This window comes from Enterococcus sp. E4-223 (genome assembly GCF_035727065.1).
Classification (GTDB): Bacteria; Bacillota; Bacilli; order Lactobacillales; family Enterococcaceae; genus Enterococcus_B; species Enterococcus_B faecium.
The window spans coordinates 125756-140182 of the sequence record NZ_JAPMLH010000007.1 but is presented as its reverse complement, the minus strand read 5'-3'; the positions used below and the strand labels follow the sequence as shown (position 1 = coordinate 140182).

Below are 14427 nucleotides of genomic sequence, written 5' to 3'. Positions count from 1 at the left end.
TAATCGTTTGGAGAGTTTTATTTTAATCAGTTTTTTTATGTTATATGTTATATTTTTTATTCGTTCACATCTAATTCGATTTCCACCCCGTAGTGATCACTGATGATTGGACTATCGATCCCATCAAAAATCCGTTGATATTTTTTAACCTTCATTCCTTCAGAGACGAAAATAAAATCTATACGCAATTTTTCTGTATTTTGTTCCCAACCATCGATTTTCTTTTCCACAGTAGCTGCTTTTCCTTTTTCATTCGCGACAACATACGAATCTTGAAGAAGAAGGCAACTTTCTCTTACAGTATAATAACCTTGAGAGTCTACTGGATTATTGAAATCACCTAGGAAAAAAAGTGGTACGCAAGTTTCCAAAAAGTAGTTTTCCAAGTTTTTCCACTCAAAATAAAAGCCACTTTTTTTATCTGTCCACCAAGAAAAGTGGCAGCTCGAGACAAAAATGTCCTGATCATCTATCTTTGTTTTCCCAATCAAGATCTTGCGTGTCTGATAATCTTCTTTCTTTTGAGATTGGGAGACGGTAAGGACCTGACTTTCCAATGTTTTTTTCGCAAGCAGTGCATTTCCTTCTTCATATTTATCATAACCGATGTGGCTCATTTCCCAACTCCAAAAATACTCTTTTCCGTGTTCCTTTAAAAGCTGAACTAAACGGTAGGCAAAATTATCTTTACGGATAGGTACTTGATTCTTTACCGGACAGAACTTCATTAGCTTCGCAGGTTCTACTTCTTCAGATTCCAGTAATTGGTTGATTTCTTGTAAAGCAATCACTTCATAATCTTCTAACAGGATCTTATCTGCTAATTCTTGCAATTTTTTCTCTGGTTCTGGCTCAAGCCAGCTATGCGTGTTGAGTGTCATGAATTTCATTGGTTTTCTCCTTGTCTTCATTTCGAAACAAAAGGGTTGTGACAAAATTTTTGTCACAACCTCTCCAGCAAATAGTGTTCTCCTGCTAACTCCTCAGTAATAAGCTCAATGGACCAGGAGCTATTTTTTGTTTGGCTGTTTTTATCACTTGGTGCAGGGCAGCTTTTTCACGACCTCTCCACTAAACAGTATTCAAACTGCTGCTTCTCGGTAATAAGCTCACTAGCCTAGAAAATATGAAAAGCTATTTTCTGACTAGCGCTCTTATTACTCAATGCATAACGCAGTTTTCACAACCTCTTCCTTAAACGGTGTTCAAAAGCTTGCATCTGCGGTAATAAGCCCAACCCAACAAAAAATATGAGGAGCTATTTTTGTTTGGCTGTTCTTATTACTTGATGCAGGACAGCTTTTTCACAACCTCTCGATAAATGGTGTTCAATCAGCTGACCTTCGGTATTAGTTCAAAAAACGGCAAAATACGAGAAGCTGTTTTTTCGTTTTGTTTCTCTAATACTCAGGTCAGGACAATGATTTCACAACCTCTCCTTACATTTTAATGGAGCCGATCACTTTACCAGCTGTCACTGTACCTAATTGCTTGATCACTACTTCTTCTACTTTATCGTTTGTAAATACGATCATGATCGTTGGATCTTTTTCTTCGTTTTGGATCACATCAAGATCCATCTCAGCTAATTTCGTTCCTGTTCCTATTTCTTGACCTTCTTTGACAGCAATCTCAAAAGCTGGCTGATTCATTTGGACTGTATCGATTCCCATATGGATCAAAACTTCGATACCATCTTTCGTTTCCAGCCCAATTGCATGTTTGCTTGGGAAAATACTTGTCACTTTTCCAGCGATCGGCGCAACAACTTCTCTTGATGTTGGAATAACAGCAAAGCCGTCACCCATCATTTTTTGTGAGAATACCGGATCTTTTACTTCAGATAAAGGAATCACTTCTCCAGAAGCTGCGGAAACTAGTTCTTGTTCTATACCTAAGTATTGCTTACTACCTGCTTGTCCATTTCCTGTAGAAACCATTTCTGGCTCTGGAATCTCTGCTCCTGATTGCAGCAGATCTTCGATATCTGATTTCAAGACATCTGCTTTTGGTCCATAAACTGCTTGGACTCCATTGTCTTTGACGATCAATCCCATCGCCCCTGCTCGTTTCCAGGCTTCTTCAGTCCCTACTTTTTCTCGATCATTTACACTTACGCGTAACCGAGTCATACAAGCATCGACATCTTTGATATTTTCTTTTCCTCCCAGCAAATGAATGATCTGGACCACTTGCTGATCTGCTGTTCCTGTTCCGCTGTTAGATACAACGGTTTCTTCACTGTCATTGTCGTAATTTCCGTTACGTCCCGGTGTAGCAAAGTTGAATTTTTTGATCAAGAAATTTGCTAAGAAATACGTAACAACACCAAAAGCGATCACACACAACACGAAGTTGATAAGATCTCCACCTAGACCCGCTTTGATAGCTAACGGTGTCCGAGTCAGCAATTCGATATTCCCAAATGAATGGACCCGCAATGGCAAGATATCTGCCATCGCAAATGCAGCCCCTTGGATCACTGAATAAATGACATATAATGGCACAGCAGCAAACATAAACATGAACTCCAATGGTTCTGTTACACCTGTTAGAAAGACAGCCAACGCTGCTGAAAAATACATTGATTTATATCTTGCTTTCTTATCAGGATCGACATTACGATACATCGCAAAAGCCATTCCCATCAAGATACCTGAAGAACCAATCATTTGTCCTACTTTGAAACGAGCCGGCGTCCAGTTATGCAACACAAACTCATATTGCGACATATCCCCTGCACCTTTAAGATTCACTAAATCAGTGGCCCAAGCCAACCATAACGGATCTTGCCCAAATACTTGTGTCCCCGCCTGTGCGCCTGATAAAATCTCATACGATCCGCCAAGCTGTGTATAGTTGATAGGAATCGTCAGCATATGATGCAATCCAAATGGCAATAGTAAACGTTCTAATGTTCCAAATAAAAACGGTGCTAGAATCGGTGCGCTTTCTTGTGATTCTGCGATCCATAAACCAAAATTATTGATTCCAGCCTGTACGTTTGGCCACACCACAGCAAGAATCAATGCCACGATTGTTGACCATAAGATAACAACAAACGGAACAAAGCGCTTTCCATTGAAAAATGACAAAGCATCCGGCAATTTTCTATAATTATAGTACTTATTATAAGCCATTGCCCCGACAAATCCAGCGATGATCCCTACGAATACTCCCATATTCAAAGCTGGTGCTTCCAATACACTTGTAAAAAATCCTTTAACCATGATCTTCGTACCGAACAGAGTGTGGGTAAATGCATCTTCATTCGCAAGCATGTCACTTGTGACACCAAAGATAGCCCCAGTGATCCGATTGATCAAAATAAATGAGATCCCAGCTGCAAATGCTCCGCCTGCTCTTTCTTTTGCCCAACTTCCTCCTATTGCTAAAGCAAATAAAATATGAAGATTACCAATAATTGCCCAACCAATATTTTCAATTACTCCGCCCGTTGTGACAAGCGGCGTCCAATCAGGATTGATCAAGGGAATTGATTTCCCTATACTGATCATCAACCCAGCTGCCGGCATAACTGCTACCACAACCATTAAAGCCTTTCCAAATTTTTGCCAAAACTCAAAACTAAATATCTTTTTCATTCCGTTTAGCTCCTTTACGCAATCGGTTTCGTTAAACGTATTATAGCGTGCGTTTTCTTTTTTGTAAATGCTTTATTTTTTATTTTTCTGTCTATACCATTCTAGAAAACCTATAATGCGTGTGTTCCCTTCTATAATTTTCTCCTAAAAATTTATTTTTTTATGCTTTTTTCTATGGAATATTTTCTTTTGTCTATTGACTTGTGCAATCGGTTGCGTTTATTATGAACGTATAAAACAGCTCATTAGGAGGAGAAAAATGAAACAGATCAAACGACTATTTGCTATTGATCCATGGAAAATCAGCACGACACAATTAGATAAAAAAAATCTTCGACTGCAAGAATCTTTAACAAGTATTGGAAACGGTTATATGGGGATGCGCGGGAACTTTGAAGAAACTTACTCAGGGGACCACCATCAAGGTACTTATTTGGCGGGTGTCTGGTATCCCGATAAGACACGTGTCGGCTGGTGGAAAAATGGTTATCCAGAATACTTTGGAAAAGTGATCAACGCCTTGAACTTTATCGCGATAGATATTTCGATCAACGATCAGCTGATCGACTTGGCTTCTTTGGAACCAGAAGACTTTTACTGGGAATTAGATATGACAAATGGTGTATTATCTCGTACATTCACAATCACTACTTCTACTAATAAAGTACGCATTTCCTTCGAACGTTTTCTGAGCATTGTCAAAAAAGAATCAGCTTATATCTATTTAACTATAGAAATGCTTGAAGGTAGCGGAACAGTCAAACTCGTATCAAAATTGGATGGAAATGTTCAAAACGAAGACAGCAACTATGATGAACATTTTTGGAATGAGATTGATCGTGGAACTATAGAAGAAATCGGCTATTTGACGACTAAAACTATTCCAAACAACTTTGGGATTGAACAATTTACTGTTACTGCAGCAATGCGCCATTTCGTTAATGGAAAATCAGTCATCCCTGACTATCACGAAGATACTTTAGCATTACATGGTTGCTTGTCTGCAGAATTATCTCAAGGTGAGACATGGTCAGTGGAAAAAGAAATTATCGTTCTTACTAGTAGAGATATTCCAGAAGCGCAGCAAGCAGAAAAAGCTGTCTCAGAATTAACGAACCAGACAAACAATTATATCCAAGCAAAAGAAGAGCAAACAGCGGCTTGGGCAGAACGATGGAAGCTTGCCGATGTGGTCATCGAAGGAGACGAAGAAGCACAACAAGGCATTCGATTCAATTTGTTCCAACTATTCTCTACTTACTACGGCGAAGATGAACGATTGAATATCGGCCCCAAAGGATTCACAGGAGAAAAATACGGCGGAGCCACTTACTGGGATACAGAAGCGTATGCTGTCCCTCTTTATCTTGCTTTAGCCAAACCTGAAGTAACTAAGAATCTGCTGAAATATCGGCATAATCAACTGCCGCAAGCAATCCACAACGCTCAGCAACAAGGATTAAAAGGCGCGCTTTATCCTATGGTCACCTTCACTGGTGTCGAATGCCATAACGAGTGGGAAATCACATTCGAGGAGATTCACCGAAATGGCGCGATTGCCTATGCAATCTACAATTATACGAATTACACCGGCGATACGGAATATTTGAAAAATGAAGGACTGGAAGTTTTAGCAGAAATCGCACGCTTCTGGGCAGACCGTGTCCATTTTTCAAAACGAGCAAATAAATACATGATCCACGGTGTGACCGGCCCAAACGAATATGAGAACAATATCAATAACAATTGGTATACAAATACGATCGCAGCTTGGGTCTTGCGTTACACGCGAGAAAATTATTTAACTTATCAAAAAGAAGCTGCTATCACTATCAGCGAAGAAGAACTAGCCAAATGGAAAGATATCGCAGAGAACATGTACTTCCCAGTTGACGAAGAATTAGGAATCTTTGTCCAGCATGACACATTCTTAGATAAAGATCTCATGCCTGTATCCGATATTCCCACAAGCGACCTTCCTCTGAATCAGCATTGGTCTTGGGACAAAATCCTTAGATCTTGCTTCATCAAGCAGGCAGATGTACTACAGGGGATTTATTTCTTCAATGATACTTTTACAAAAGAAGAAAAACAAAAAAACTTTGATTTCTATGAACCAATGACTGTCCATGAGTCTTCCCTTTCGCCAAGTATCCATTCGATTTTAGCAGCAGAATTAGGAATGGAAAGCAAAGCTGTAGAAATGTACCAGCGAACAGCTCGCTTGGATTTGGATAATTACAATAACGACACAGAAGACGGCTTGCACATCACTTCCATGACTGGTAGCTGGTTGTCGATCGTCCAAGGGTTTGCTCAAATGAAAACTGCCCATGATCAGTTGAGATTCGCACCATTTCTGCCAAAAACTTGGAAAGCTTATTCTTTCCATATCAATTATCGCGGACGTTTATTGTTCATCTCAGTCACAGATGAACAAGTTACTTTCGAGTTATTAGAAGGTTCTCCTCTAGAAATTTACGTCTATGAACAGTCTTATTCTTTAGCGGATCGTCTAGAAATAACGCTAAGAAAGGAGGAAGCAAATGTTTAAAGGGGTATTGTTTGATTTAGACGGTGTCATTACCGATACTGCTGAATTCCATTATCGTGCTTGGCGAAAGCTTGGTCAGGAAATCGGCATTACGATCGACCGCACATTCAACGAACAGCTAAAAGGCGTCAGCCGAGAAGACTCACTCTCTTTGCTTTTAGCTTATGGCGGAAAAGAACACTCTTTTTCAAAGGAAGAATTTGCAGAATTAGCGAAAAGAAAAAACGATTATTATTTAGAGATGATCCAGACGATCGAACCAAAAGATGTCTTCCCCGGGGTCGTGCCTTTACTGGATTCTTTAAAAGAAGAAAAAATCAAGATTGCTCTTGCTTCTGCAAGTAAAAATGGGCCTTTCCTACTTGAAAAAATGGGTCTTACACCTTACTTTGATGCTATTGCCGACCCGGCAGAAGCAACAAACGGAAAACCTGCGCCAGATATCTTCCTCCTTGCAGCAAAAGCTGTCGGACTAAAAGCAGAAGAATGTATCGGGATCGAAGACGCGCAAGCCGGTATCCAAGCCATCCTCTCAAGTGGTGCTCAACCAATTGGCGTGGGACGTGCTGAAGACCTTGGAGAGGAGATCCCGCTTGTCCCTGATACGACTTTTCTTACGATCGATTACTTGAAAGAAAAGTGGCATGACCATGGATAATCCAGAGATCTCCGTCGTACCAGTTCCAGAGACTGAAATAAAGAAAATCACATTGAAGAACGACTACTTAGAAGTCGTTCTTCTCAATTACGGTGCCCGCCTGCACCAAATCTTCGCACCAGACAAAGAAGGAAAATCAGAAAATGTTTTATTGTCTTACGATCGTTTCGAAGATGTTCTAACAGACAAAAGCTTTTTTGGAGCAACTGTCGGACCTGTAGCCGGAAGGATCCGGGATGCTTCTTGGGGTGAGCATAGATTGGAGAAAAACTGCGGATCACACCATATCCACGGTGGCACGAAAGGCTGGTCTTTCCAATTTTGGGAAGTAGAAGTTTTCAAAACTCCATCATCAATAGGTGTGGTCTTTTACTTAAAAGATGAATTTTCTACCTATCCAGGACCAATCACTGCTACGATCACTTACCGTTTAACAAAAAACGAATTAGAGATGACAACCTCTGCTAGTAGCCTTGTTGAAACCATCTGCAATCCGACCAACCATGCCTACTTCAACCTTTCAGGAAATGGAACAAGAGACATCTATGAACATCAGTTAACGGTCTTTTTAGATGGTGTGCTTGAATTAGATCAAGAAAAATTGCCTACTGGAAATTGGACAAAAAAAGAAGAACTGCCAATCGACTTTAGAAAATCCCCAACACTGCAAGAGATCCTTGCATGTTATCCAGATGGACTAGATGATGTATTTCTTTTGCATCATCCTAGGCTTTCCAAAACTTCCTTACAATTATTCGAGAAGCATTCTGGTCGCCAAATGACTATAGCAACTTCTAATAAAAGTATGGTATTATTTTCTACGACTGGATTCGAAGCTGATTTCTCTGTCAATGGAAAACAGATGCATTCAAACTACGGATTAGCAATCGAACCGCAAGAAATCCCTGATATCGTTCATTTCCCCAACTTTGGATCGATCAACCTCCATCCTGGTCAAGAACGGATCAGTCAGACGATTTATCAGTTCTCTGCACAATAACAAGAGAAAGGTGTTTTTATCATGGCTATTACCGTAAAAGATGTGGCGAAAAAAGCCGGTGTTGCCACTTCGACCGTCTCTCGTGTCATCAACGATCATCCTAGTATTTCCGAGACAACAAAGAAGAAAGTCCGAAAAATTATGGATGAACTAGGTTATGTTCCTAACATGACTGCCCGCAATCTAGGAAAACGCATTTCCAGTGCCATCGGCGTGATCTTACCCCCTCTTGATTCAAAAGAGCGGATCGGTAACCCATTTTATCTTGAGATCATGGAAGCAATCAACGAAGAAGCGCGGAATTATGATATGACTACAGCAATCGCTACTGCTAAAAATTTTGAATTGCTGTTAGAGAACGTCCAGCGTATGCATTTACAAAAACAAGTAGATGGTTTTATTCTAGTGTATTCAGATAGTCAAGATCCTGTCATTGATTATTTATACCAAAACCACATCCCTTTCACTTTGATCGGACAGCCTTATCATCATGAGAACGAAATCGTTTATGTAGATAACGATAACCAGCTTCTAGGTAAACAAGCAACAGAATTTTTGATCCAGAATGGACATAAGAATATCCTGTTTGTGACAAACACGACTCATGAAAGTTTGTATTTCGAACGATATTTCGGTTATCAAAAAGCAATGATGATGGCTGGTCTTCCTGCGTTATCCAGTGTAGTACTAGAGCATCCGGAAGATTATCTGTCCTTTGAGAAAACGTTGAAAGAAAACGAAGCCACAGCATTGGTGGTCATTGACGATATCTTCGCCCTTCGCACGATGCAGTTGGCGCAAATGTACGGCTATGTCATTCCAGAGACACTCTCCGTCATTAGCTTCAACAACTCGATCTTCTCAACATTAACACACCCTTACCTTACAAGTATCGATATCGATATCTCCGAATTAGGACGTGTCGCTATGCAAAAGCTGCGCGAATTGATCCATGAAGAATTGAGCAGTGGCGTACGTTTGGTCATCCCTCATCGCTTGATCAAAAGAGAGACAGTCGTTCCTTTAGAAAACCCATACTAAATAGCTGACTCACTAAATACGCTGACCATTTATTCTATGGTCAGCTTTTTATGTAAAAGAAGATACTACTTCTAACACATTGTTTATCTGTAAAAAAGAGCGTGGGACAAAAGTAAAGAACACTTTTGTCCCACGCTCTAAACACGTATAAACGGCGGAAGCAGAAGCAACTCCTTCGGAAATAAGCTGAAATTCACAAAAATTTAAAAAGCAATTTTCTTGAGTTTCTTCTTATTTCTTGGAGTTAAACGCTTCTGTCCCAGCCTCTTTTTTCCTTCCTTCAATTTTTTACACGTCGACGATTCAATAAAAAACCGCCTAATATTGTAAAGACAGGTGCAAGAATCGAGAAAAAGGCGAATGGCAAGTAATGCAACGCGCTAACTTTCATCGTTCCCATAATGAATGTGCCGCTGACTCCCCACGGTACGAGAGAATTGACGGTCGCACCTGAATCCGCTAGTGTTCGTGTCAAATAGGTTTTTGATAAGCCAACGTCATCAAAAGAACGCTTGAATGTTTCTCCTGGAAGAATGATGGACAGATACTGTTCTCCAACGATCAGATTGATTCCGATACAGCTCAAGGCAGTAAACCCGACTAAACGAGAAGGTCGGTCCATCTTTTCTTTTAATTCTTGAACGATGGTATCAACGATCAGATATTTGATCAGTAACCCACCTAATGCCAATGCAAGTAAAATCAAACTAGCAGAACCTAACATACTCATGATCCCGCCTCGAGAAAGCAGTTCATCTAGCTTTGGATCAGGTGTATTTGCGACATAACCATTCATCAAGATGTCTGCTGCTTTTCCGACCGTCAAACTTTTCTCATGGATAAAAGAAAGAACGAGAGCAGCTGTTGATCCCGCTAGTAATGTAGGGATAGCCGGAATTTTTTTGATTGCCCCCCCAAATAAAATAACTAGTGGAATCAATGTCCAAGGAGAGATCCAAAAGCTCGCTTTCATGTTTTGGATCATTTCATTGATACTAGCTAGATCGGCTGAATGACTGTTATGTCCTAATATCGTATAAAAAATCAACGAAAGGACGAATGCTGGGAAATCCGTATAACGCATACCAGCGATATGTTCGAATAGATTAACTCCTCCAATACCCGCTGCCAAGTTGGTCGTATCTGATAAAGGCGAGCAGTTATTCCCTAAAAAGGCACCGGAAACGACTGCGCCTGTAGTCATTGCATCATTGAATCCAAGTAAATGACCGATCCCCAAAAAAGCAATTCCAATCGTCGAAATCGTTGTAAATGAACTGCCGACAGTCACTCCGACAATTGCACAAACAAGAAATGCTGTCGGTAAAAAGAAACGCACAGAAACAAGTTTAAATCCATAAACCATAATCGTAGGGATGGTTCCAGATAAAATCCATGAAGCAACTAAGACACCAATCAAAAGAAAAATCAGGATTGGAATGATCCCTGGAGTGATTCCTTTGATGATCCCGTCATGGATCTCATCCCATGTGAACTTTTTAAATCTGCCATAAAACAACAAACACATGAAAGCTGCAAGGATCGGGATATGTGGCGAGAGCTGGAATCCGATGATCAGTACTCCTAGGAGTGCCAACAACACGATCAATACAGCGATACTTTCTTTTAAAGAAATATTTTTATTCATCGTCGATCTCCTATTTCAAATGAAAAGGCCCTGCCATGAAAAAACTATTCACTTGGCAGGACCTCCTACTAAATCAGCGACAAAACGTCGGCTGAAAGACTTATTTTTTTATTTTTCTTCTAAACTTTTTTCTACCTCAATCCCCCAAGAATCTTTCTTGAAGTGATTGATGATCAATGGAATAACGAACATGACCACTGTGATAGCTGCTACTAATAATGCATCACTCAATGTCGCTGTACCTAATGTAGCAAATACGACAACGATGATAGAGAAGATCAGCATGCAGCTGACTACCCAAGCTAATCCGTTTCCGTTTTTACCAATTCGGTAAGGACGTTCGAATTCTGGATGTTTCTTACGCATTTTAAGCAATGAAACAGCAATCAAAATGTACACGATACAATAAATAACAGTTGTAGCATTTGTAAGTGTCAAGAATACAGCACTTACGTCATCCATTACACCATAAAGCAAAGCAAATAATGAAATAACGATTGATTGTGTTAGAACGACATTTCTAGATACGCCGTATTTGTTTTCTTTATGGAATCCGAATTTTGGTGGAAGGAATCCTTCACGAGCTACTTGGATGATTGTTTTTGATGGTCCAGTAACCCAAGCTGATAATTGTAAAAGCACACCAATAAATACCATGAAGCTGAAGATATTTCCGATCACTTCTGGTAAGCCTAGGATTTGACAGTCAATCAAGATAGGCTGCGTGATATTTGCTAATTCCATTTTTCCATCTGGTACGACATTTGCTACAAGCATCGCATTGATGACATTCAATAAAACTAATCCGATCAAAGCGATAAATACGCCTTTTGTATAATTTTTTGTTGCGTCTTTCAAACGAGGCATGTAAACAGAACTCATTTCGATCCCAACAAAAATAAATGTGATACCAGCTAAGTATTTCAATGAATCAATATGTTCCAAGTCAGGGAAAGCTTTTGACCATGAAAAGTCACCTAGATAGCCGTTTGAGACTAGTCCGACTTTGAAGGCTGCCAAAACACCTAAAACGAACATGATGACTACTGGGATATATACCCCTAGCCATACACCGATGTTCCCGCCGACTTTTGCCATATCGAATTTCAAGTTCAAGATCGTGATGATCCAGTAGATAACTAAAATACAACCTAAAACGAACCAGTGATTATTGCCAAGTTCTACATTACCAAATGTGTTTCCTAACAATGGTCCTAAAGTAGAAGCGACCATTACCATACCTGGGAACATTTGCACCCATAATAGCCATGCAACGACAAATCCCCATTTGCTGCCCAGTGCTGTTTTTACCCATAACTGAGGACCGCCTTCTTGAGGAAGCATCGTGGAAAGCTCACCGGAAACCATTGATATCGGACCGGCAAAAAACAAAACTGCAAAAATTGAATAAAAAATCAATGTCCAACCGACTGCGGCTAACGTAGGAATACTCCGAACCGTTGCACACAGTGCCATTGTCAGACCGATAAAGGTCCCAAGACCCATTTTACTTACTTCAGATTTACTCACCGTTGACACTCTCCTTGATTTTTTGGATAAAATAACGGTGTCTTTGAAGTAGTTTCAGCAATAAACGAAACAATTCAGCGAATATTTGAGGGGATTCTTTGAGTCTATTGCTTGAAGGGTTTCTTCAAAGACAACCTCAAAACAAAGGGATCGAAGAGCTTAGGTCTCCCCTTGCTCTTCAGATCCAAACACGCGTCAGAAACAGTTAGTATTCAAGCTGTTTTCTAACATGATTACCTTGCTTATTTTGCTTCGCTTGCCAATAATTGGTCTGCGTAGATTTTTTCCAATTTTTCTTGAAGAGCTGCTTTGATTTTTTCAGCATATTCTTCAAAGTGTTCTTCTTTGTTCATGTATGGTGTCATTACGCTGGCACGCAATACAGTTACTTTTCCGGCACGGTTCCATTCTTCATCTGAGAATCCTAGTTGGTTCACAAATTGTAATGGGCTGTTGCCATAGTCTGGGATAGCAAAGTCAGTATGTGAAGTTAAGAACTCATTACCGTAAATGCTTCCTTTCACGTATGAAGAATAATCATATACGTCATGGTTCAATTTATTCATTGCAACTAAGTCATCGTTGCCTTTTTCTTTGAATACATAGTCTACCATATTGAAATCTGGATAAGTTAATGGATGAACTTCGATTTCTTTGTCTCCTACTTTAAATGACAAGTCATTCAAGAAGTTGTAGAAACGATGTGCACCTTCGATTGATGCACCCATTAATTTACCATATCCTGTGACATTCAAAGGTAAGACATGGTGTGCTGCCCAAACGCTGGCTGCTGTTGCCCCTGCTTTTGAACCTTCCAAGATATAAGCCCCAAGTAATGCTGGGATATCTGCGCCTTTTTCAAATACATATGTCGCAAAGTAAGAGATAACGTCTCTCATGCGGATATCTTTGATGACGATACCACCGGCAGAATATGGAACATAGCCCATTTTATGTGGGTCGATCGTTACAGATTCTGCTTCTTCGATTGCTTTATATGCACTGTGTACTTCTTCTAAGATATAATCTTTGTTTTCTGTAAAGACATTGTATTTGTAATGAACATCTTTTAAATCTTCAAATGGAATGAAGTTGTTGTCTTCGTCTAAGAAAATCGCACGGCCGTATCCGCCATAAGCAGCATCTACGTGTAAGTAGAAGTAAATACCGTCTTTTTCTAATACGCGACGCAATGCAACGATTTTATCGATACCGTCGATTGCTCCTTCTTCTGTTGATCCTACAACACCGACTACACCTAGGATTGGTGTTTTTTCAGCTGCTAGACCACGAACGATTTTTTCAAGTTCGTTGATGTCCATGCGATAGTTGTGGTCAACTGGCACTGGAATCACTTGGTCTAAACCGATACCGATGATGTCGGCAGCTTTTAGCCATGAATAGTGTTTAGTTTGTGGAACCAACCATTTTCCTAATTTTTCTAAATGTTTTCCGCTACGTGCTGAGTGAGCTTTGATTTCGTCGATTTTTTCTGGGACGCTGTCTAACAGATTCATGATTTCTTCTGTTGACAAGTTCATTAATTCCCAATCGCTTTTTCCAGCAACTAGTTCAGGTGTCACTTCTTTCATTGCAAGCGGCAATGATTTGATGTTGCGGGCATACCAAAGTCCTTCTAAGTTTGCTAAAGAACCATCAGCAACGATGTGGCCCCAGCCATCTTTATAGCTCATTAATTTTGCAAATTCCATTCCTACTTCTTCTTCCATTTGGCTTGTTGCAGGAGAAGATTCATAGGCAACGTTATTACCATTCCATAGCATAGCAAAATTGTACGCTAGTAAAGATGGCATCAATGTTTCAGAGTTCATATGACCCCAGTAACGTCCGGCATTATGCCAAGGAACGGAATGGGTACGCATCCGCGCTGAAATTTCTGATAGAACATCCTTTGTTTTATTCACAGTGTGTTCAAAACTAGCACTGCTTTTTTCTTCTGGCGTAATAATAGGCATGTCTTGAGGCATGTAGTTTTGACGCCAGCCTAAATGTTCATCCACCAATTCATTCAACAAAGCTTTATAGATTTGGCCGTTCTCAGCTTTGTCCCCAATGAATAGGGCATTTAGGTTTAGATCTTTCGACAATGATTCACTCATAGTGAAACCCTCCTAAAAAAATATTTAAATTTTGTCGAGCCCTACATTACACCTGTTCTTCTATTCTGTAAACTAAGTTTTGGCCTGCTTTTTAATCATATTTTAATATGTATCAATTAGCCGAATTGTTCACACTTTTGAAATAATTAAAAAAAACGAGGGAATTTACAAATGTAAACTCCCTCGCAAAGATTGTATTAACGACAACCAGCGTTCTATTTTAGGATGGGTTTCAAAATTGGAATGTTGTAATAGTATTTCCCTTTTTCAA

The 14427-nt window shown here is 39.9% G+C and carries 9 protein-coding genes; 4 read left to right on the top strand and 5 right to left on the bottom strand.

Annotated elements, in window-relative coordinates; genetic code table 11:
* Positions 1–56: 56 nt before the first annotated feature.
* Both OS139_RS10630 and OS139_RS10625 read right to left on the bottom strand, forming a co-directional pair.
* A complete protein-coding gene (locus OS139_RS10630) occupies positions 57–890 on the bottom strand; it encodes an endonuclease/exonuclease/phosphatase family protein (protein ID WP_002331929.1) in 834 nt (277 codons plus the stop codon).
* Positions 891–1439: 549 nt separating this feature from the next.
* Complete coding sequence (locus tag OS139_RS10625) at positions 1440–3605, bottom strand: PTS transporter subunit IIBC (RefSeq protein WP_002331930.1); 2166 nt, start codon at positions 3603–3605, stop codon at positions 1440–1442.
* 259 nt (positions 3606–3864) lie between these two features.
* On the opposite strand from OS139_RS10625, the gene OS139_RS10620 reads away from it, so the two are divergent.
* The 4 genes from OS139_RS10620 to OS139_RS10605 are packed head-to-tail and all read left to right on the top strand — an operon-like array spanning position 3865 to position 8858.
* Positions 3865–6159, top strand: coding sequence for a glycoside hydrolase family 65 protein (locus OS139_RS10620; RefSeq protein ID WP_002331931.1), 2295 nt, complete (start codon positions 3865–3867; stop codon positions 6157–6159).
* Positions 6152–6817: a beta-phosphoglucomutase gene (gene pgmB, locus OS139_RS10615; RefSeq protein WP_002307916.1), complete on the top strand. Its 666-nt coding sequence runs from the start codon at positions 6152–6154 to the stop codon at positions 6815–6817. Before OS139_RS10620 ends, pgmB begins: the two co-directional genes overlap by 8 nt.
* Entirely contained in the window at positions 6810–7817 is a 1008-nt protein-coding gene (locus tag OS139_RS10610) for an aldose epimerase family protein (RefSeq protein WP_002331932.1), read from the top strand. Before pgmB ends, OS139_RS10610 begins: the two co-directional genes overlap by 8 nt.
* 21 nt (positions 7818–7838) lie before the next feature.
* The gene (locus tag OS139_RS10605) at positions 7839–8858 is read left to right on the top strand and encodes a LacI family DNA-binding transcriptional regulator (RefSeq protein ID WP_002294628.1); all 1020 of its coding nucleotides are present in this window, start codon (positions 7839–7841) and stop codon (positions 8856–8858) included.
* A 280-nt stretch (positions 8859–9138) separates the two neighbouring features.
* On the opposite strand, the gene nhaC is transcribed toward OS139_RS10605, so the two are convergent.
* The 3 genes from nhaC to tdc form a co-directional block, all read right to left on the bottom strand.
* A complete protein-coding gene (nhaC, locus tag OS139_RS10600; protein ID WP_002286385.1) occupies positions 9139–10506 on the bottom strand; it encodes a Na+/H+ antiporter NhaC in 1368 nt (455 codons plus the stop codon).
* A gap of 108 nt (positions 10507–10614) precedes the next feature.
* Positions 10615–12012, bottom strand: coding sequence for a tyrosine-tyramine antiporter (gene tyrP / locus OS139_RS10595; RefSeq protein WP_002316652.1), 1398 nt, complete (start codon positions 12010–12012; stop codon positions 10615–10617).
* 266 nt (positions 12013–12278) lie between these two features.
* Positions 12279–14156, bottom strand: a complete 1878-nt coding sequence (tdc, locus tag OS139_RS10590; RefSeq protein WP_002286400.1) for a tyrosine decarboxylase — start codon at positions 14154–14156, stop codon at positions 12279–12281.
* Positions 14157–14427 lie beyond the last annotated feature (271 nt).